This window comes from Actinomadura rupiterrae (assembly GCF_024172125.1).
In the GTDB taxonomy this organism is placed as follows: Bacteria; Actinomycetota; Actinomycetes; order Streptosporangiales; family Streptosporangiaceae; genus Spirillospora; species Spirillospora rupiterrae.
The window spans coordinates 200784-220402 of sequence record NZ_JAMZEA010000012.1 but is presented as its reverse complement, the minus strand read 5'-3'; the positions used below and the strand labels follow the sequence as shown (position 1 = coordinate 220402).

The window sequence follows — 19619 nt, the reverse complement described above, 5'->3', positions numbered from 1 at the left end:
AAAGAGGAGTCTAGAGCGAGGCGGGGTGTGTTCGCACTGCCGGGCCAGGGGGTGTGGTCACCTTGGGGGGTTCCGGGCGGGGGCGGTCCGGGGACGGGTGGAGAGGTCATATCGTTCAGGCGTGGTGCTGGAGATCGAGGTGCCGCTCGCGGGCGGGGACGTGACCGAGGGTGTGGTGCGCGTCGGGGAGACCGTGCGGCGGGTCATGGGGGCGCACAGTCCGGCGGTGCACGGGTTGCTGCGGTATCTGGAGGCGGTCGGGTTCGACGGGGCGCCGCGGATGCTCGGGGTGGACGAGCGCGGCCGGGAGATCATCAGCTGGGTGGACGGGGAGTGTCCGCACCGGCCGCTGCCGGAGTGGGCGGTGGGGGATGAGGCGCTGGCCGGGGTGGCGGGGCTGCTGCGGCGGTACCACGAGGCGGTTCGGGGTTATGGGACGCGTCCGGACGACCCGTGGGACATGGCCGCATCGAATCTGGACGGTCCGCCCGAGCTGATCGGGCACTGCGATGTGACGCCGGAAAATGTGGTTTTCCGGGGTGGTGTGCCGGTGGCGTTGATCGACTTCGATCTGGCGCGGCCGACGACGCGGATGTACGACGTGGTGACGGCGCTGCGGCACTGGGCGCCGCTCGCCGATCCTGGCGATCGTGATGATCTTCTTTACGGGGTGGACGCGGGGCGGCGGATGCGGGTGTTCGCCGATGCGTACGGGCTTTCCCGGGACGAGCGCAGGGAACTGCTGCCGGCGGCGCGCGTCCGGTTCGAGCGGTCGTACGCGGCGATGAAGTCGCGGGCCGAGGGCGGGGGAGCGTGGGCGCGGCTGTGGCGCGGCGGCGCCGGGCCGCGCATCCGGCGGGCCCAGGACTGGCTGGAGATGCACTGGGATGAGCTCGATGCGCATCTCGTCTAGGGCTGTGGGGCTGGTTGCCGGGGTGGCGCTGGATGCGGCTATAGGGGATCCCAGGCGTGGGCATCCGGTTGCGGCGTTCGGGAGGGTTGCGTCCGCGCTGGAGAAGAAGGTGTATGGGGACTCTCGTCCGCGCGGGGTCGTCTACGCGGGGAGCCTGGTGGGCGGGGCGTTTGCCGGGGGTCTTCTTGTGGAGCGGGCTGTGAAGGGGCGGCCGCTCGTGCGCGCGGGGGTTACGGCGGTCGCTACGTGGGCTGTGCTTGGGGGGACGTCGCTCGGGCGCGAGGGGCGGGTGATGAGAGGGTTTCTGGAGGAGGGTGATCTAGTCGCTGCGCGGGGGCGGCTCGGGCATTTGTGTGCAAGGGACCCGGCTGGGCTGGGGGCGGACGAGCTGGCGCGCGCGACGGTCGAGTCGATCGCGGAGAACACGTCCGATGCGTCCATTGCGCCGCTGGTGTGGGGGGCCGTCGCCGGGGTGCCGGGGCTGGTCGCTTATCGGGCTGCCAACACGCTCGACGCGATGGTCGGTTACCGGAATGCGCGGTATGAGCGGTTCGGGTGGGCCTCGGCTCGGCTGGATGATCTTGTGAACTGGGTTCCGGCGCGGGTGACCGGGGTCGTGGCGGTGATGTGCGCGCCGCGTGGACGGCGGGGCGAGGCGTGGCGGGTGCTTCGTCGGGACGGCGCGTCCCACCCGAGTCCTAATGCCGGACGTTGCGAGGCGGCCTTCGCCGGGGCGCTCGATGTGCGCCTGGGCGGTGCTAACGCGTATGGCGGGCAGGTGGAGAAGCGGCCTGAGTTGGGTGACGGGCGCTCGCCGGAGGTCGGGGACATCCGGCGCGCGGTGGGGTTGTCCAGGCGCGTGACCGTGGTTTCGGCGATGCTCTGTGCGTTGGTCGCGTCCGTCCGTAAGGGGTGAGGGTGTCGTGAGTGGGGCGTTGCTGGTCGCCGGGACGACGTCGGACGCGGGCAAGAGCGTCCTGACGGCCGGGCTGTGCCGGTGGCTGGCGCGGCGCGGGGTGCGCGTCGCGCCGTTCAAGGCGCAGAACATGTCGCTGAACTCGATGGTCACGGCGGACGGCGCGGAGATCGGGCGGGCGCAGTACACCCAGGCGGTTGCGGCGGGGGTCGAGCCGTCCGCGCTGATGAACCCCGTGCTGCTGAAGCCGGGCAGCGACCGGCGCAGCCAGATCGTCCTGCTCGGGCGGCCCGTCGCCGAGGTGGACGCGATGGAGTACGGCGTGCACAAGGAGCGGCTGCGCGCGGTCGTCCTCGACAGCCTGGCCGAGCTGCGCGCCGCGCACGACGTGGTGGTCTGCGAGGGCGCGGGCAGCCCGGCGGAGATCAACCTGCGCCGCGGCGACCTGGCGAACATGGGGCTCGCGCGGGCCGCGGACCTGCCGGTGATCGTGGTCGGGGACATCGACCGGGGCGGCGTCTTCGCGTCCCTTTTCGGCACGCTGGCGCTGCTGGACCCCGCCGACCAGGCGCTGGTCGCCGGCTTCGTGATCAACAAGTTCCGGGGCGCGGCGGAGCTGCTGGCGCCCGGGCTCGTCCAGCTGGCGGCGCTGACGGGCCGTCCGACGCTCGGCGTGCTGCCGTGGCAGCTGGGCCTGAACCTGGACGCCGAGGACTCGCTCGCCCTGGACGGTCCGCGCGCGCAGTCCGCGCCGCCGGTCGGGCGGGAGACGCTGCGGGTGGCGGTCGTCCGGGTGCCGCGCATCTCCAACTTCACGGACGTGGACGCGCTGACCTGCGAACCCGGGGTGATCGTCCGGTATGTGACGTCGCCGGGGGAGCTGGCGGACGCCGACCTGGTGATCCTTCCGGGCTCGCGCGCGACGGTCGCGGACCTGGCATGGCTGCGCGAACGCGGCCTCGCGGACGCGATCGCCGCGCGCGCGGCCGAGGGCAGGCCGATTCTGGGCATCTGCGGCGGGCACCAGATGCTCGCCCGCACGATCTCGGACGAGTACGAGTCCGGCGCGGGTGAGGTCGAGGGGCTCGGACTGCTCCCGACGAGGGTGCGTTTCGGTCCTGACAAGACGCTCGGACGGCCGTCCGGTATGGCTTACGGACATCCGGTTCGGGCGTACGAGATCCACCACGGGATCGTCCAGCCGGAGGGCGGTTCACCGTTCCTTGACGGGTGCCGCGTCGGCGCTACTTATGGCACGACCTGGCACGGGGCGCTGGAGAACGACGCGTTCCGGCGGGCCTTCCTCGCGGACGTCGCAGAACGCGCCGGACGCGACTTCACGCCCGCACCGGACATCTCGTTCGCCGCGCTCCGCGAGTCCGCCCTCGACACCGTCGCCGACCTGGTCGAAGAGCACCTGGACACCGCCGCGATCCTGGCCTTGCTGGAACACGGCGCTCCGCCCGGCCTGCGCGTCGTCCCACCCGCGGGACCTCCGGAAACCTCGCCCGTCCCGTCCGGCGCCACTTCGGGTCAGCCGCTCGTCCCGCCGGCAGACTCCCCGGAAACCGCATCCTCCACCCCTCCGCCGGTCCTGCCACCGGAACCGCGAGGGCCGTCGGAAGCACCGTCCGATGCGCCTTCCGACGCGCCTTCCGATGCGCCTTCCGATGCGCATTCGACCGGGCGTCCGGAGGCACCGCGCACACCATCGGCAGGCCCGCCGGCGAGTGCATCGGCCGTCCCGCCGCTGAGGACGTCCGATGTGCCGCAGGGATCTTCGGAGCCGCTTGATGTCCCGCCGTCTGGCTCGCCGGCCGGGCAGCGGCCGGGGGTTCTATCGGATTCGTCGTCGCCGCCGGACGTGGGGTCGTCCGGACTGCAGCTCACGGGACCGTCGGATGCTGCGGGTGCGGCATCGACGGGCTCTGCGGACGGGCCGGGCACGGCTTCGGCGGACACGCCAAGCGCGGTGTCGGCGGACGTGTCGTTGGGGGCGCCTTCTGGGCTTCGGGAAGCGCCGGGCGGGGCGTCCGCGCGGACGTCGCCGGACGCGGGCGCGGACCGCCCGCCGGGGCGGGTGTCCGGGTAAGGTGATCGACTTGCGTACCCCGCCAACCCCGCGCTGCAAGGAGGTTCGCCGGTGACCGAGCCGCGGAGCAGACTGGTCGTGCCGCTCATGAGGGCGAAGGTCCCCTGCGACGTGCAGCTGGAGTTCCCGCTGCCGCCCGGCGAGGAACCCGTCCGCGAGCCGTTCGCCGCGGACCTGTACGTCACCTACGCGCTGGAACTGCCCGCCGAACCCGGCACCGTGACGCTCCCCGGCGCCGGGGCGGGCCGCCGGTACGAGCACGTCGCGCGGCGGCACTGCGCCGAGCTCGGCATCGACCCGCGCGACCTGGCCCGGCAGGCGTCGATCAACCTGCGCGACCTGCGTCCCGAGCTGGGCATGAGCTGGTATCCGGACGCCCGCGCGGTGACCGTGACGCTCGGCTCGGCCGAGGCGAAGGATCCGTCCGGACGCGGCGGCCTGGAGGCCAGCCTCCTCCTGGACGAGGGCTTCTGCGACAAGCTCGCCCAGGACGTGGACGGCGAACTGGTCGTCGCCGCCCCCGCGCGCGACGTGTTCGTGGCGTCCGGCACCGGCCACCCCGACGGCCTGGCCAAACTCCGCTGGGCCGTCGCGCAGGTGTGGGCCGCCGAACGCGCCACCGAACCGGACGTCCCGGCGAGCTGGGACGTCCCGGCCGGCTGCCTCCTGACCCGCGACCTCCTCGTCCGCCGCCCCACCGGCTGGGAACCCCTCCCCGCCTGACCCGCAAGGCTCGCTCGCCCTTCCACCCGCAGCCTTCGCCCACCCGCACCAGACGCAACGCCCACCCGCCCGCTCCGGACGCAACGCTCGTCCGTCCAGTCCGCGCCCAATGATGCGCGCCCGGCCCAGACGCGGCGTTCGTCCGTGCGGCCCAGGCGAGATGCTGCCCGTCCGCACCGGTTGTTCGCTTCGGACGTTGTGCCCACCGCCCGGTCCAAGCACGGTGTTCGCCTGCGCGACCCGGGTGCGGGCTGCTCGTTCGCTCCGGGCGCGATGTTGGTCTGTGCCGCTCGGGCGCGACCTTGCCCCTCTGCGCCGGACGTGGTGCTTATCTGCTCGGTCGTCGTGCCCCTCCGTCCTGTCCAGGCGCGATGTTCGTCCGTGCGGCCCTGGCACGGCGCTGCTCCTCGGTCCGGGTGCGATGCTCTTCTGCGCGATCCGGACGCGATGCTGCACGTCCATGCCGGGCGTGTGCCCGTCCGCTCCGAGCGTCGTGGCCCCTCCGACCGACCTGGGCGCGTTGCTCGTCCGCCTGGTGCGGACGTGGTGCTCGTTCGCTCGGGTCGGATGCAACGCTCTCCGTCCGGGACGGATGTGCGCGCTGCGTTCCTCCGACGCGGGCTTTCCTGCAGCGTGTGGCCGGGCCGATGCGGAGCTGCCTTTCGGCGGCCTTTGCATGCCGGGACGGATTGCTCGTCGGACAGGCGACGAATGTTCAGCGTCGGCCCCAGTGGACGCGGGGCCGGGCCGTCCATCCTGCATGGCCTGGAAGGACGAGCCTCGGGTGGCCGACTTTCGTTGCGCGGCGCCGGTGGCGGCTTGCCCCGGCGCCCGCGGCCCGGCGTCCCGGCGCCCGGCGGCCCGGTGGCCTGCGGCGTGCGGCCCGGCGGTGCGCGGCGGGGTGGTGTGGGCGTGCGGTTCGGCGGCCCCTGCGGTCCGGCGGCCCTCGGCCCCCGCGGCCCTGCGGCCTGGCAGCCCCGCGGCCCTGCGGCCTGGCAGCCCTGCGGCCTGGCAGCCCTGCGGCCTGGCGGCCTGGGGCGCGTGCGGTCCGGAGGCCCGTCGGTCTGGCGGCTCCTCGGCCCCCGAGGCCCGGCGGCCCGGCGGCCCGGCGGCCCGGCGGCCCGGTGGCCCGCGGCGTGCGGTCCGGCGGTGCGCGGCGGGGTGGCGTGGCGTGCGGTTCGGCGGCCCCTTTGTCTGGCGGCCCCTCGGCACCCGCGGCGCGGCATGTCTGGGGGAGGGGCCGTCTAGGGCCTGTTTCGAAGTGGCCTCGGCCATGCGCGCGAACGCGTGACCAGCGCGATGCCGCGACGCCGGAGGCGAGCGGCATCGCGCTGATCGCGAAGCGATGCCGCGTTCGCCCAGGCACGGTCACGGAGCGAGCCGCTAGGCGAGCGCAGTGGGCCGGGACTGCGTAAGTACGCCGCTAGGCGAGCGCGGTGGGCCGGGACCTTGAAACACGGCCTAGTAGCTGCCTGGCGGGGCCAGGGCTTTGGGCGCGGCCCAAGGAGTCGGAGTCCCCGTTGGCAGGGCGTTGGGCTTGGCGGTGCGTGGTGGGCGGCTGTCGCCTGGTTGGTGGGGGTGGGATTGGGGTAGGCGGCGTGGTTGATGTGCGAGGGGGCTTGGTGGACGGGGTGGTGTATTTGGGGTGGCTGGGGTGTGTTTTGGGGCCTGGTGGGTGGGCGTTCGGTGTGGGGGTTTCGGGGTGGGGCGTTCGGTGTTTGGGCTGGTGCGCGGGCGGTGGTGGTGAGGGGTGGCCGAAAACAGGGGGTGGGCGGGGGTGGCGGTAGTCCGTAAAGGGGGCCCGGGCTGGATTGGCTGGGGCCGAAATTCGGGGCGGGGGCTCGCGCGGGCGGGTGTTCAGATATGGGCCTTTTGGGGCAAGGGGGGTCACGTCGCGACGTCCGTAGGTATGACCTAATTGCCGCCGGAGTCAGACCGAAATACCGTGAACACGCCGTGTCGGTATGCCTACCCGGCGTAGCCTCCGCTTGTCGCCCCCAGGCGGAAGGAGCCCCGACATGGAAGGCAATCTCGCGTCCATCCTGGCCCGACGCGCGGACACCCACGGGTGGCGCGACCGGCCGCTGTTCTACGCGGGAGACTCGACTTTCAGCCACGGCGAGGTGCACGACGCGGCGGCCCGCGCGGCGGGGGTGCTGCACGCGGCCGGGGTCCGGCGCGGCGACCGGGTGCTGCTCGCGCTCCCCGACTCGGTCGCGCTGGTCGCCGCGCTGTTCGGAACGCTCCGGCTCGGCGCGGTGGCGGTGCTGACCGGGCCCGAGCAGGGCGAGCGGGAGCACGCGTACGTGCTGGCCGACGCGGCGCCGCAGGCCGTGGTGTGCGCGCCCGAACTGTCCCCCCGGTTCCCGTCCGTGCAGGTCCTGACCGGGGACGATCTGGCCGACGAGCCCCTGTTCGTCCCGGGCCCGGTGGCCGTGGACGCCGACGATCCGGCCTACATCCAGTACACGTCCGGGACGACCGGAAAGCCCAAGGGCGCGGTGCACCGGCACACCGACGCCGAGGCGTACTTCAGGGCGATGGGCGTCGGCGCGCTCGCGATGACCCAGGCGGACGTGGTGTTCTCGCTGGCCAAGGCGTGCTACCCGTACGGGCTTGGCGCGACCGTCCTGTTCCCGATGTTCAGCGGTGCGGCGTCGGTGCTGTGGGCCGCGCAGCCGAGCGTCGAGGGCGCGGCCGAGCAGGCGCGGCGGCACCGTCCGACGCTGCTGTTCACCGTTCCGACCTGGTACGCGCGCCTGGTCGCCGCGCCGGAGCGGGACGCCGGGGTGCGCGGCGCGTTCGGCTCGCTGCGCGCGGCCGCGTCGGCGGGGGAGCCGCTGCTGCCGTCCCTCGCCGACCGGATCGAGCACGTGCTCGGCTGCCCGGTGCTGGACGGCCTGGGCAGCACCGAGGTCGGGCACACGTTCGTGTCGAACACGGTGACGCGGCGGCGGCGCGGTGCGCTCGGCGTGCCGCTCGACCCGTACGAGATCGCCGTCCGGAACGAGTCGGGGCACGGCCGGGCCGCCCGTCCCGGCGAACCCGGCGTGCTGTACGTGCGCGGGCCGTCGGTGATGCTGGAGTACCTCGGCAAGCCGGAGCAGACCTCGGAGGTGCTGTCGCCGGACGGCTGGCTGCGCACCGGCGACCTGGTGCACGTGGACGAGGACGGGTTCGTCCACCACCACGGCCGGGTGCTCGACCAGGTCACGGTGTCGGGGCGGCGGGTGTCGCCGCTGGAGGTCGAGCGGATCCTCGGCCAGCATCCGGGGCTGGTCGAGGTCGCGGTCGTGCCGGACGCCGCGGAGCCCGGCGTCCTGCACGCGTACGCGGTCGCGATCACCGGCGCGGACGAGATGGTCCTGCTCGCCGAGCTGCTCGACCTCGCCCGGACACGCCTCCCCGAGCACAAGGTCCCCGCCACGGTGAACTTCCTGGCCGAACTGCCCCGAACATCCACAGGCAAGATCCGCCGCTCCGCCCTCCACCCGAGCTGACCGAACCGTCCCCCCGCCCAGCCAACCGTCCCCCGCCCTAGCCGCGCGTCCCATCCCTGCCGCACGTCCCAGCCCAGCGGGGCGTTCTCGCTAAGCCGCACGTCCTGCCTCCGTTGCGCGTTCTGGCTCAGCCACGCGCCCCGGCTCAGTCGCGCGCCCCGGCTCAGTCGCGCGCCCCGGCTCAGTCGCGCGCCCCGGCTCAGTCGCGCGCCCCGGCTCAGTCGCGCGCCCCGGCTCAGTCGCGCGTTCTGGCTCAGTCGCGCGTTCTGGCTCAGTCGCGCGTCCCGACACAGCAGAGTGCCTAGGCCGGGTGAGCGACCGCGGGCCGGCGGAGAGGTTGCCAGCCGAAGGTCCCAGGTGGGCCGAACGCTCCGACCAGGGCGAACTGGCCGGGCCGGTCGAATGCCCGGGGTCGGCGGGGGCAGATGCGCGAGCGAGGCGCTGGTCGAAACGTCCCTGGTGGGCCGACGCCGCGGCTGGGCCGGCCGGCCGGGCCCGGCGAAACGACCGAGGGTCGGCGGGGGCAGGCGCGCCGATCGAACGTCCAGTGGGTCGAATGCCGTGGGTGGGGTGAACGGGCCGGGCCGGTGAAACGATCAGGGGCCACCGGGAGAGGTTGGCCGGGAGAGGCGTGCCAGTCGAACGTCCCAGGCGGGTTGAACGCCGAGGCTGGGGCTGACGGGCTAGGCCGGTGAAACGTCCGGGCCGCTCCTGTCGGCATCGCAGGGCGGTGAGGTGGACGGGGGCCGCCTGTCTAAATCGAAGCAGGCGTTCGCGCTATTGCGCTGGCGTACCGGCTGGTCGGCGTGCGCACGTCGCGGCAGCACGGCTGGCCCAGCTGCAGGTGGGAACGAACCAAAGCCGCGGGAACGAAGGGCGAGCTGGCCCGGCGGCCGGTGACCTGGTGGGCGGCGGGACGAATCGGGCGCGAGTTGGAAGTCAGGCCTTGGCGCCGATGAGTTCGATGGCCTGGACGAGGGGTTTGAGTTCGGGGAGGTCGGCGGCGCCGGCGAGGGCGGCGTCCAGGGCGGTGTTGTGGGTCGGGGTGGCGCGGTGCATGAGGGCGCGGCCCTCGTCGGTGGCCTGGGCGCAGATGCCGCGGCGGTCCTCGGGGGAGAGGACGCGCTGGACGAGCCCGCGCTCCTCCAGGCGGGCGACCAGCCGGGTGGTGGCGCTCTGGCTGAGGACGAGGACGTCGGCGAGCTGCTGCATGCGGACGCTCGGCGTGTCCGGCTTGGACAGGTGGTGCAGGGCGCAGAACTCGTTGACCGCGAGGCCGTGCTCGCGCTGGAGGGCGCGCTCGATCTCGTCCTCGATGCGGGCGTGCAGCGCGGCCAGCGTCCGCCAGCCTCCGGCCCTGGCCTCGTCGTCGCGTGACATGGCTCACCCCTTCCACGGTTGACCCGCGCTACTTGCATACGCATATAGTCGGCGCATGCAAGTAACCAGCGCGTGCAACTAATGCTTCCGCTTGTTACCCGCGCACGCCAACCATCCTAACCGGAAGGATCCCCATGCCTCTCGCCCTGCTGGCCCTGGCCATCAGCGCCTTCGGCATCGGCACCACCGAGTTCGTCCCCAACGGGCTGCTGCCGGACCTCGCCCGCGACTTCCACACCTCGATCCCCACGGCCGCCCTGCTGGTCTCCGGTTACGCGTTCGGCGTCGTCGTCGGCGCGCCGCTGCTCACCGCGCTCGGCGCGCGGCTCCCGCGCAAGGGCATGCTGCTCACGCTGATGGGCCTGTTCATCGCCGGGAACCTGCTCTCGGCGCTCGCGCCGACCTACGGCGTCCTCATGGCCGGACGGATCCTCGCCGCGTTCTCGCACGGCGCCTACTTCGGCGTCGGGGCCGTCGTCGCCGCCGACCTGGTCAAGCCCGAGAAGCGGGCCGGCGCGATCGCGCTGATGTTCAGCGGACTCACCATCGCCAACGTCCTCGGCGTCCCCGCCGGCGCGTGGCTCGGACAGCAGTTCGGCTGGCGCGCCACGTTCTGGGCGATCTCCCTCATCGGCGTGATCGCGCTCGCCGGGGTCGCCGCGCTCGTCCCCAAGACGGCCCGTCCCGAGGGCGGACTGCGCCAGGAGCTGGGCGCCTTCCGCAACCCGCAGGTCTGGCTCGCGCTCGGCATGGCCGTGCTCGGCTGGGCCCCGGTGTTCACCGTCTACACCTACATCTCGGCCACGATGACGGACGTCGCGGGTTTCGGCGAGGGCGCGGTCCCGATCGTCATGATCCTCTTCGGCGTCGGCGTGTTCGCGGGCAACCTGGTGGGCGGACGGTTCGCCGACCGCGCCCTCGTCCCCGCCCTGTACGCGACGATCGGCGCGACCGCCGCGATGACCTTCCTGTTCCTCCCCGCGGCGCACAACAAGGTCACGCTCGTGATCGGGATCACTGTGCTCGGCGCGGCCGGATTCTCCACCGTCGCGCCGCTCCAGCTCCGCGTCCTGAACGTCGCGAAGGGCGCGCCGACGCTCGCGTCCGCAGCCAACATCGCCGCCTTCAACCTCGGCAACACGATCGGCCCGTTCCTCGCCGGCCTCACGATCGACGCGGGGTTCGGCTACACCTCGTCCAGCTGGGTCGGCGGCCTCCTCGGCATCGGCGGCTTCCTCTTCGTCGTCGCATCCGGCCTCCTGGAACGCCGCACCGATTCCCGCAACACCACCTCCACCCCCATCGCCGCCGACCCCGCCCCCGCCGACCCCCAAACCCAACCCGCCTAACCCACCGCCTCCCGAACGACCCGCCCTCCTCCCGGCCCGCCCCCGGAGGACCCGACGACCCGTCTCCGTTTCGGCGAGACCTGCCCTCCACTGGACGCCCTTCCGCACCCAACCGAATGCTCCCTACCCGCACGGACCGCGCTACCTTCCTGCACGGTCCGTGCGCCGTCCGCCGATCGTGTGCTGCCAACCCGGCTCGCGCGCGCCGCCTGTCCAATCCGAGCGCTGCGTGCCCGGTCCGCCTGTCACTGAACGGTTCGCAGCGCCGACCAGACCGACCGCGCGCGGTCCGCCTGGTCGTGCGCCGTCCGCCACTCGTGAGCTGCTGGCCCGGCCCGCGCGGCCCGGCCATCCGAGCGCTGACCATCCGGTCCGTCTCGCTGGATCGTCCGCGGTGCCGACCGGACGGCCCGCGAGGTTGTCGGACGGTCTGCACGGACCGGCTGGCGCTGGCCCGTCCGCAGAGCCGGACGGACGGGCTGTGCTTGGTGGAAAGTTTCGCAGGAGCGCTTGTTGCCGGCAGGCCCGCGAGCCCTGACAGGTCGGTGCGGACCGCGATTGTTGGTCGCGCCGCACGGTCCGGATGCTGTTCGCCCGGATCGTCTGCCGTTGGGTTGCCTGCGCAGCGGGACCGCGGTCGGCGGGGCGGTCCGGCGCTGCCCATATGGTCCGCGCCGTTGCTCGGCGGGGCGGGCGGTCGGGCGTATGTGGGACGTCCCGTTCGACGTTCGCAGGATGGCCCGTCCGCAGTTTGCGGGACGGCGCCTCCCAAGATGTGTGAGACGGCCAGTCCGAAGTGTGCGGGCCAGCCCCTTCGACGTTTGCGGGACGGCCCGTCCGGCGATGCGAGACGCCCGTCCCGGGATGTGGGGGACGGCTCGTCCGACGTGTGTGAGCTGGCCCGTCCGACGTCTGCTGGCATCGCGCTGTGCTGTGCTGCGCTGGGCTGCGCGGAGCTGGACGGGCCCCGCGCGCGGCTGTTCGCCGGCTGCGGCATCGTCGCCACAGCGGTCCGTTCGGCGGTGCGGGACCGCCCAGTCCAGCAGCCTTTGTGGGACGCAGTGCGGCGTGGTGCGGGCTGGCGGGCGGAGGGCGGGTTCGCTGGAGTGCGGGATGGGCCGTCCGCTGCCCGTGGGGCTCGAAGCCGGGCAAGGGGCGGTCAATTCGCGGCACGGAAGCGGTCGGCGTCGGCCGGGTGTCGCGGGAGGCGCGGGCGCGTCCCCCAGGTTTGGGGGTGTGGTGACGAAGAAGGGGCTGGCCGCCGCCGTTGCGGCCGTGACGGTCGGCGGGATCGGCTGGTGGTGGATCGGGTCGTCCTCGGACCGTCCGTCCGCGCCCATGGCGGCGGCCGGCCCTGACGCGCGGGACGGAGCGTCCGGGCAGGGCGCGCCCCCGGTCGTCAAGGCGCAGCGCCTACGTCCGGGAGAGAAGCCGCCGCAGTTCGTCGTGTTCTCCTGGGACGGAGCGGGCGAAGACGACAACCAGCTGTTCTCGCACTTCCGGGCCGTCGGCAAGGAAGTCGGGGCGACCCAGACCTTCTTCCTCACCGGGCTCTACCTCCTGCCGAAGTCCAAGTCGAACCTGTACCGTCCGCCCGGCCACCCGCGCGGATCGTCCGCGATCCCCTGGCTGAGCGACAAGAGCGTGCTGCGGACGCTGCGGCAGGTGCGCGGCGCGTACCAGGACGGCAACGAGATCGGCACGCACTTCAACGGGCACTTCTGCGGTCCGGGCGGCGTCGGGTCCTGGTCGCCGTCGCAGTGGCGCTCGGAGATCACGCAGGCGAAGTGGTTCGTCCGGAACTGGCGCACTACCACGGGCTGGACGAACGAGCCGCCGCTGCCGTTCGACTACGACAAGGAACTGATCGGCGGCCGGACGCCCTGCTTGGAAGGCGGTTCCGCGATGCGGAAGGCCGCCCGGACCATGGGGTTCCGCTACGACTCCAGCGGCACGGGCACGCAGGTCTGGCCGCACAAGTCGGACGGCATGTGGGAGCTGCCGCTCCAGGCCGTCCCCTTCCCGGGGCGCAACTTCGAAGTCCTGTCGATGGACTACAACTTCCTCGCCAACCAGTCCCGCGGCTACCAGGGCGATCCGTCGCGGCGCCCCTACTGGGGACGGCAGGTCCGGGACGGCCTGCTCCACGGGTTCGACCGCGCCTACAACGGCAACCGCGCCCCCTTCATCGTCGGGAACCACCTGGAGGACTGGAACGGCGGCGTCTACATGAGCGCCGTCGAGGACTTCATGCGAAGCATCTGCCGACGCCCGCAGACCAGATGCGTCTCCTTCCGCACCCTCGTCGACTGGCTGGACGCCCAGGACCCGCGCGTCCTCGCCCAGCTCCGCAAACTCGACGTAGGCGAAGAACCGTCTACCGGCTGGCCCGGCGCCGGCTCCACCACCATCGCCGCTCCCGCCCACTAACCGCCGACCCGCCCCGCCCCAACAGCTCCGTCGCAACGCCCCCGTATCGACGCAACCGTTACGTCCGGACGTCGCGTCGCGGACGTTGCGACATAACCGTCGTGACGCGACCGTCACAACGCTGCCGTAGCGACGCAAGCGTCGACACGCCACCGTCGCGACGTGACCGTCGCAACGCTGCTGTGTCGACTGACCGTGGGCGACGCGGGCGATGCGACGCGCACAGCATGAGGGTGCTCGTCGTGACGCATCCGTCGTGACGCGACTGTGGCGACGTAGCGGTCGCGACGTAAGCGTTGATACGTGTCCGTCGCGACGCTGCCGTGTCGACGTGACCGTAGCGACGTGGACGGTGCGGCGTGGCAGCAGGAGGGGGACGGTGGTGACGTGCCCGTTGCAGCGCAGCCGTCGTGGCGCGAGCGCGTGGCGACGTGGCTGTCGTGACGCGGCCGTCGTGACGGTGTCGTAGCGACGTGAGCGTTGACACGCCACCGTTGATACGTGACCGTCGCAACGGTGCCGTATCGACGTGGCCGTTGCGACGGGCTTGCCGGGACGGTGCGGTCCCGGCATGGGCCTTGCGATGTGTCCGGACGCGAGATTTGCGGCGTGAGTGCTGCGGTGTGACTGGCTGCGGCTCCTGGGTGGTGGCGGCGCTGGTGGGGGCGGGGCGGGGCGGCTGGCGGGACGGGGCGTTTTGAGGCGGTGTGGCGGTGGTGTGTCGCGGGGGCTGGGTGGGGGTGTCTCAGGGGGCGAAACTTGGTGGTCTGGGGATTCGGGTGGGACGTAATCTCCCGGCATGGTGTCACCCGAACGTTTGCTGGCCTTCTGTGCGATGGCCACTGTGATCATCCTCGTGCCGGGGCCGTCGGTGCTGTTCGTTGTGGGGCGGGCGCTCGCGCACGGCCGGCGGACGGCCCTGACCAGCGTGCTCGGCAATGAGACGGGCGCGTTGCTGCTCGCCGCGGCGGTCGCGCTGGGCGTCGGTTCGCTGGTCGCCGAGTCCGCGGTGCTGTTCACCGCGATCAAGCTGGTCGGCGCGGTTTACCTGGTCTACCTGGGCGTCCAGGCGCTCCGGCATCGGCGGAAGCTGACCGAGGCGCTCGGTCAGAGCGGCGGGACGGACGGCGGCGGGCGGCGCGCCTTCTGGCAGGGGCTGATCGTCGGCGTGACCAACCCCAAGACAAGCGTGTTCTTCGCGGCCGTCCTCCCGCAGTTCGTGGACCGGGGCGCCGGGCACGTCCCGATGCAGATGGCGCTGTTCGGCGTGGTCTTCTGCCTGATCGCGCTGCTGTTCGACAGCATGTGGGGCGTGCTCGCGGCGGGTGCGCGCAGCTGGTTCGCGCGGTCGCCGCGGCGGCTGGCGATGGTCGGCGGCACCGGCGGCCTGATGATGATCGGACTCGGCGTGACCATCGCCGCGACCGGCCGGAAAGATTGATCCGGAAAATTTCCGGCGGGATGTAGAGGAGCCCCGGCCCGCTCCGACTCATGGGTGGAAGCACCCGAGACGAGGAGCACGAGATGCGCAAGCTGTCCTACTTCATCCACACCACCGCCGACGGCTACACCAAGGGCCCGCAGGGCGAGTTCGACTGGCCGGTCATGGGTCCGGAGCTGTCGGACTACTCGTTCGACCTCGGCGAGGAGAACGACATCACCCTCTACGGCCGCGTGACCTGGGAGATGATGGCCGCCTGGTGGCCGGACGCCGAGTCCAGGACCGACCACCCGCACGTCGTCCGGTACGCGCCGATCTGGCGCCGGTCCCGCAAGATGGTCATCTCCCGGACCCTGCAGAAGGACGAATGGGCCGAGAAGGTCATCGGGGACGACCTGGACACGGAGATCCGCGCGCTGAAGGAGGAGCCCGGCAAGGGGCTCCTCCTCATGGGCGGCGCGCGGGCCGCGTCCTCGCTGGCCAGCCTCGGCCTGCTCGACGAGCTGCGGATCGCCGTCCACCCGGTCGTCCTCGGCGGGGGCACCTCGCTGTTCCCCGGACTGGACGAGCGGCTGAACCTGCGTCTGATCGAGACCCGCACCTTCGACGAGGGCGTCGTCCTGCACCGCTACGAGGTGGTCCGCTGACGCCCCCGGCCCACGTCCCACTGTGATCCCGCCTGGGACCTGGCTGTCGGCGCAAGGCCGGTGCCGGAACTGGGGCGGGCGGGAATGGACGGAGCCGGTCCCGTCGCAGGACCCGTGGCCGGTCCTCTGGTCGGCTCGGTGGCCGGGGCCGAAGCTTCTCCGGCAGGTTCCGCGATTGCGGCCGAAGCTGAGGACGCGTCCTTTATGAGGAGCGGGTCGAAGCCGTGGGCGAGGTCGGGTCCGGGGACGGCTGGCCTCGGTCGGGCGCGGAGGCTCGCCGGGACGGGGCGTCCTGCCGGGACGGGGCCTTCTGGTCGGACGGGGCGTCCTGCTGGGGCGGGGCGGAGCGGCGGACGAGTAGGAGCACGGCAGCGGCGGCCAGTAGCGCCAGTGTTCCCGCCGTCGCGTAGGCGGCGGACAGGCCGGACGCGAACCCGGACGCGTCGTGCGAGGCGGCCGGGTCGCCGGGCACGGCCGAGCGGAAGACCGCGCCGAGCACCGCGACGCCGAGGGCGTAGCCGAGTTGCCGCAACGCGCCGACCGCGCCCGATGCCATCCCGCCGCGTTCGGGCGGGACGGCCGCGACCGCCGCCGCCGTCACGTTCGGCAGGGCGAGACCGGCTCCGATTCCGGTCACGACCAGGCCCGGGACGAGCGCCGTCCAGTCCGATCCCGCGTCCAGGAAGGCCTGCGCGAACCCGCCCGCGCCGATCAGCGCGAGCCCGCCGCCGACCGTCCAGCGCGGGGTGACGCCGTGCAGCAACCGTCCGGCCAGCAAGGAGGTGACGAAGGACACCGCCGGCAGCGGCAAGATCACCAGCCCGGCCTCCATCGGCGACAAGCCGAGCACCGACCGCAGCCACAGCGACGTGTTGATCAGGGTCGCGAACGCCGCGCCCGACATCGCCAGCGATCCGATCATCACCCCGACGAACCCCGGCCGCCGGAACAGCCCCAGGTCGAGCGTCGGGTAAGCGGCCCGCCTCTGGACGGCCACGAACCCCGCCCCCGACACGACCGCAATCCCGACCGACGCCCAGAGCGCGACCCCGCCCCGCGTCAGGCCGAAGGTGAGCGCGCCCGCCGCGACCGCGAACAGGACGAGGCCCAGGACGTCCAGCCGGTGGGCCGCCGGGCTCCGCGTCTCACGAACGTGGCGCAGTGTCACGGCGATGGCGACAGCGCTCACCGGGAGGTTCACCAGGAAGATCCACCGCCAGCCGAGGTGCTGGGTGAGCAGTCCGCCGAGGATCGGCCCGACCCCGGACGCCGCGCCGCTCACCGCGCCCCACACCCCGAACGCCACGCTCCGCTCGCGTCCCTCGTAGGACGAGGCGATCAGCGCCACCGTCGTCGCGAACATCGCCGCCGCGCCCGCGCCCTGGACCGCCCGCGCCGCGATGAGCGTCGCCGCGTCCGGGCTCGCCCCGCACACCAGCGAGGACGCCGCGAACGTCACGAGCCCGCTGACGTACAGGCGCCGCCGTCCGATCCGGTCGGCGAGCGTCCCCGCGCCCATCAGCAGCGCCGCGAGCGTCAGCGCGTAGATGTCCATCACCCACTGCAATGCACCGAATGTCGTGCCGAGCCCGCGCGCCATGTCCGGCAGCGCCACCGTCACGATGTTCACGTCCACCAGCAGCATGAACGCGCCCAGGCACACCGCCGCCAGCGGTCCCCACCTGCCCATGTCCGGCTCCTTCCGAGTCGTTGACCTGCCGACGACTCTCGGGCGAGCCACGGCGGATCGACGACTCAGAAGCACGATCCTGGACGCATTTCGACATTCTCTAAGCTGTCATGGTGGATATCGACGACATCGACCGGCAGCTCATCCACGCGCTGCAGCTCGACGGCCGCGCGCCCTTCAACCTGATCGCCGAGGTGCTGGGCGTGTCCGACCAGACCGTGGCGCGCCGCTACCGCCGCCTCCGCTCGGCCGACCTGCTCCGCGTCGTCGCCGTCCCGCCCGCCGGCTACCTCGCCCACGGCCGCTGGATCCTCCGCCTCCGCTGCACGCCCGGTTCGTCCGAATCCGTGGCGGAGGCCCTCGCGCGCCGCCCCGACACGGCCTGGGTCCAGCTCGCCTCGGGCGGGACGGAGGTGCAGTGCATCACGCGCGCCGCCACCCCGGACGAGGCCGAACAGCTCCTGCTCGAAAAGCTCCCGCGGACGAGCCGGATCGTCGACGTCGCCGCGTACTCGGTCCTGCACGTCTTCTACGGTTCGCCCAGCCCGATCCGCCTGCTGGACGCCCTGACACCCGAGCAGGTCGCGGCGCTGCGTCCGCAACGGGAGTTCGCCGCCGACCCCGCGAACATCCCGCATTGCGGTCCGGACGACCGTCCCCTTCTGGACGTCCTGGCCCGCGACGGCCGCACCGCCCTCCCCGACCTCGCCGCCGCGACCGGCTGGTCCCCGTCCACCGTCCGGCGCCGCGTCGAACATCTGCGCTCGCTCGGCGCGCTGCACTTCTACGCCGAGTTCGACCTCCGGCTCGTCGGCCTGAGCCACAGCACCCGCCTGTGGATGACGGTCGCCCCGTCCGGCCTGGACGCCGCCGGACGCGCCCTCGCCGCCCACCCCGAGGTCGTCTTCGCCGCCGCGACCAGCGGCGCCACCAACCTCTCCGCCACCGTCCTCTGCCGCGACGCCCACGACCTCTACCGCTACCTCACCGACCGCGTCGCCGCCCTCCCCGGCGTCACCCACGTCGAATCAACCCCGGTCATCCGCAACCTCAAACGCCTGGGCCGAGTCCTCCACTGAACCCGCGCCCGAAATGTGCCGACCGGCTAGGTGTTGACGGTCAGGACGATCTTGCCGATCTGCTGGTTGGAGGCCATGTAGCGGTGGGCCTCCACGACGTCCTCCAAGTCGAACGTCCGGTCCACGACGGGACGGAACGCGCCTGAACGCAGGCCCGAGGTCACGTACGCGACGGCCCGGCGCATTCGCTCGGGATCGCGGGACGTTTCATGCATCGTGTACGTCCGCATGTTCAATGCCGGCATGCCGAGCGTGAATCCCGGATAGGGCGTCGGCTCGCCGCTGAGCATTCCGTATTCGAGGAGCATTCCGTCCGGGGCGATGACTTTGGCCAATTCCAGGACGCCTGGGCCTGCCACGCCGTCGAAGACGAACTGCGCACCCCGGCCGTCGGTCAGCTCGCGGACGCGCTCGACCACATCCTCGGTTTCGGTCACGATGACGTGCTCGGCGCCCAGCTTGAGCAGCGCGTCCTTCTTGGCCTCGCCTCGCGTCAGCGCGATCGCCGTGGCGCCCGTCCGCTCGGCGACCTGGAGCGCCGCGAGCGCCACGCTGCTGGACGCCGCATTCAGGACGACCGTATCCCCGGGCCGCATCCCGCCGACCTCGACCAGCGCGCCGTACGCGGTGACGTAAGGCATCCAGACCGCCGCGCCCTGGATCGCGCTCACATGGTCAGGACGGTGCAAAACCGCATGGGCGGGCACGATCGTCCGCTCGGCGTAGACGCCGTAGTCGTTCTGCGAGAACGCCGGCATGGTGCTGATCGCGTCGCCGACGTCGAGGCCCTGCACGCCTTCGCCCACGGCCTCGACCACCCCGGCCGCCTCGTATCCGAGCCGCGCCGGGAACGCCTTCACCGGCTCGATGTACACGCCGCTGCGGAAGAGCGCTTCGGCCCGGTTCAGCCCGATCGCGCCCACCCGGATCCGCACCTCGCCCGGCCCCGGCTCGCCCACCGGGACGTCCGCCAGCCGCATCACCTCGGGCCCGCCGAGCTCGTCGAACAACACCGTCCTGGCCATCGCGACCCTCCGTTCGTCCGTTGCGGGTGATCACTCAACGCCTAAGTTCGACGGATGTCAAACTTTGATGGCCGTCGTACTATGGTCCGCATGGACGACCGCACCCCGCCGCACCCCGACCTCCGCGACGTCACGCTCCAGCAAGTCCTGGAGGCGCTGGTAGACCCCGTCCGGCGCAGCATCGTGACCCAGCTCTGGGACGCCACGGAGGACGTCAAATGCGGCGGTTTCGACCTCCCGGTCAGCAAGTCGACGGCGACGCACCACTTCAACGTCCTGCGTGAAGCGGGCCTGATCAGGCAGTACTACGCAGGGACGTCCCGCCTGAACTCCCTCCGCGGCGACGAGTTCGAGGCAGCCTTCCCGGGCCTCCTCGAAGCCATCGTCGCCGCCGACCTCGCCGCCGCGTGAGCGCCCTCCGCCCCCGCGCCGCC

General features: G+C 72.5%; 14 protein-coding genes. 11 read left to right on the top strand and 3 right to left on the bottom strand.

Annotated elements, in window-relative coordinates; all coding sequences use genetic code 11:
* Nucleotides 1-121 precede the first annotated feature (121 nt).
* The 5 genes from FHU30_RS36270 (at nt 122) to FHU30_RS36250 (ending at nt 8144) form a co-directional block, all read left to right on the top strand.
* Nucleotides 122-913 (top strand): phosphotransferase, encoded by a 792-nt coding sequence (locus tag FHU30_RS36270; protein WP_253882074.1) that lies wholly within the window; start codon nt 122-124, stop codon nt 911-913.
* Nucleotides 888-1829, top strand: a complete 942-nt coding sequence (locus FHU30_RS36265; RefSeq protein ID WP_308211466.1) for a cobalamin biosynthesis protein — start codon at nt 888-890, stop codon at nt 1827-1829. The genes FHU30_RS36270 and FHU30_RS36265 overlap by 26 nt, the downstream gene beginning before the upstream one ends.
* A gap of 7 nt (nt 1830-1836) precedes the next feature.
* Nucleotides 1837-3921, top strand: coding sequence for a cobyric acid synthase (locus FHU30_RS36260; protein ID WP_253882072.1), 2085 nt, complete (start codon nt 1837-1839; stop codon nt 3919-3921).
* 51 nt (nt 3922-3972) lie between these two features.
* Nucleotides 3973-4644 (top strand): DUF1444 domain-containing protein, encoded by a 672-nt coding sequence (locus tag FHU30_RS36255; RefSeq protein ID WP_253882071.1) that lies wholly within the window; start codon nt 3973-3975, stop codon nt 4642-4644.
* A 2018-nt stretch (nt 4645-6662) separates the two neighbouring features.
* Complete coding sequence (locus FHU30_RS36250; RefSeq protein ID WP_253882070.1) at nt 6663-8144, top strand: AMP-binding protein; 1482 nt, start codon at nt 6663-6665, stop codon at nt 8142-8144.
* A 939-nt stretch (nt 8145-9083) separates the two neighbouring features.
* Here the strand turns inward: FHU30_RS36250 and FHU30_RS36245 are convergent.
* Nucleotides 9084-9524: a MarR family winged helix-turn-helix transcriptional regulator gene (locus tag FHU30_RS36245; RefSeq protein ID WP_253882069.1), complete on the bottom strand. Its 441-nt coding sequence runs from the start codon at nt 9522-9524 to the stop codon at nt 9084-9086.
* Nucleotides 9525-9658: 134 nt separating this feature from the next.
* Between FHU30_RS36245 and FHU30_RS36240 the strand changes: the two genes are divergently transcribed.
* The 4 genes from FHU30_RS36240 (at nt 9659) to FHU30_RS36225 (ending at nt 15391) form a co-directional block, all read left to right on the top strand.
* The gene (locus FHU30_RS36240) at nt 9659-10873 is read left to right on the top strand and encodes an MFS transporter (protein WP_253882068.1); all 1215 of its coding nucleotides are present in this window, start codon (nt 9659-9661) and stop codon (nt 10871-10873) included.
* A 1236-nt stretch (nt 10874-12109) separates the two neighbouring features.
* A complete protein-coding gene (locus tag FHU30_RS36235; protein ID WP_253882067.1) occupies nt 12110-13303 on the top strand; it encodes a polysaccharide deacetylase family protein in 1194 nt (397 codons plus the stop codon).
* 835 nt (nt 13304-14138) lie between these two features.
* Nucleotides 14139-14744: a LysE family translocator gene (locus FHU30_RS36230; RefSeq protein WP_253882066.1), complete on the top strand. Its 606-nt coding sequence runs from the start codon at nt 14139-14141 to the stop codon at nt 14742-14744.
* 50 nt (nt 14745-14794) lie between these two features.
* The gene (locus FHU30_RS36225; protein ID WP_253882065.1) at nt 14795-15391 is read left to right on the top strand and encodes a dihydrofolate reductase family protein; all 597 of its coding nucleotides are present in this window, start codon (nt 14795-14797) and stop codon (nt 15389-15391) included.
* A 202-nt stretch (nt 15392-15593) separates the two neighbouring features.
* On the opposite strand, the gene FHU30_RS36220 is transcribed toward FHU30_RS36225, so the two are convergent.
* Nucleotides 15594-17081 (bottom strand): MFS transporter, encoded by a 1488-nt coding sequence (locus tag FHU30_RS36220; protein ID WP_253882064.1) that lies wholly within the window; start codon nt 17079-17081, stop codon nt 15594-15596.
* Nucleotides 17082-17191: 110 nt separating this feature from the next.
* Between FHU30_RS36220 and FHU30_RS36215 the strand changes: the two genes are divergently transcribed.
* Nucleotides 17192-18160: an Lrp/AsnC family transcriptional regulator gene (locus tag FHU30_RS36215; protein ID WP_253882063.1), complete on the top strand. Its 969-nt coding sequence runs from the start codon at nt 17192-17194 to the stop codon at nt 18158-18160.
* A gap of 26 nt (nt 18161-18186) precedes the next feature.
* On the opposite strand, the gene FHU30_RS36210 is transcribed toward FHU30_RS36215, so the two are convergent.
* On the bottom strand, nt 18187-19185 hold the full coding sequence (locus tag FHU30_RS36210) for a zinc-dependent alcohol dehydrogenase family protein (protein WP_253882062.1): 999 nt from the start codon (nt 19183-19185) through the stop codon (nt 18187-18189).
* Between the two features lie 90 nt (nt 19186-19275).
* Here FHU30_RS36210 and FHU30_RS36205 point away from each other — a divergent pair, with 90 nt between their 5' ends.
* Nucleotides 19276-19596, top strand: a complete 321-nt coding sequence (locus FHU30_RS36205; RefSeq protein WP_253882061.1) for an ArsR/SmtB family transcription factor — start codon at nt 19276-19278, stop codon at nt 19594-19596.
* Nucleotides 19597-19619: the final 23 nt, after the last annotated feature.

Bases quoted from the DNA above. Each gene is read 5' to 3' on its own strand.
- FHU30_RS36265 (WP_308211466.1), top strand. From the start codon at position 888: ATGAGCTCGATGCGCATCTCGTCTAGGGCTGTGGGGCTGGTTGCCGGG.
- FHU30_RS36230 (WP_253882066.1), top strand. From the start codon at position 14,139: ATGGCCACTGTGATCATCCTCGTGCCGGGGCCGTCGGTGCTGTTCGTT.
- FHU30_RS36220 (WP_253882064.1), bottom strand. From the start codon at position 17,081: ATGGGCAGGTGGGGACCGCTGGCGGCGGTGTGCCTGGGCGCGTTCATG.
- FHU30_RS36245 (WP_253882069.1), bottom strand. From the start codon at position 9,524: ATGTCACGCGACGACGAGGCCAGGGCCGGAGGCTGGCGGACGCTGGCC.
- FHU30_RS36215 (WP_253882063.1), top strand. From the start codon at position 17,192: ATGGTGGATATCGACGACATCGACCGGCAGCTCATCCACGCGCTGCAG.
- FHU30_RS36240 (WP_253882068.1), top strand. From the start codon at position 9,659: ATGCCTCTCGCCCTGCTGGCCCTGGCCATCAGCGCCTTCGGCATCGGC.
- FHU30_RS36205 (WP_253882061.1), top strand. From the start codon at position 19,276: ATGGACGACCGCACCCCGCCGCACCCCGACCTCCGCGACGTCACGCTC.
- FHU30_RS36225 (WP_253882065.1), top strand. From the start codon at position 14,795: ATGGGTGGAAGCACCCGAGACGAGGAGCACGAGATGCGCAAGCTGTCC.
- FHU30_RS36250 (WP_253882070.1), top strand. From the start codon at position 6,663: ATGGAAGGCAATCTCGCGTCCATCCTGGCCCGACGCGCGGACACCCAC.
- FHU30_RS36210 (WP_253882062.1), bottom strand. From the start codon at position 19,185: ATGGCCAGGACGGTGTTGTTCGACGAGCTCGGCGGGCCCGAGGTGATG.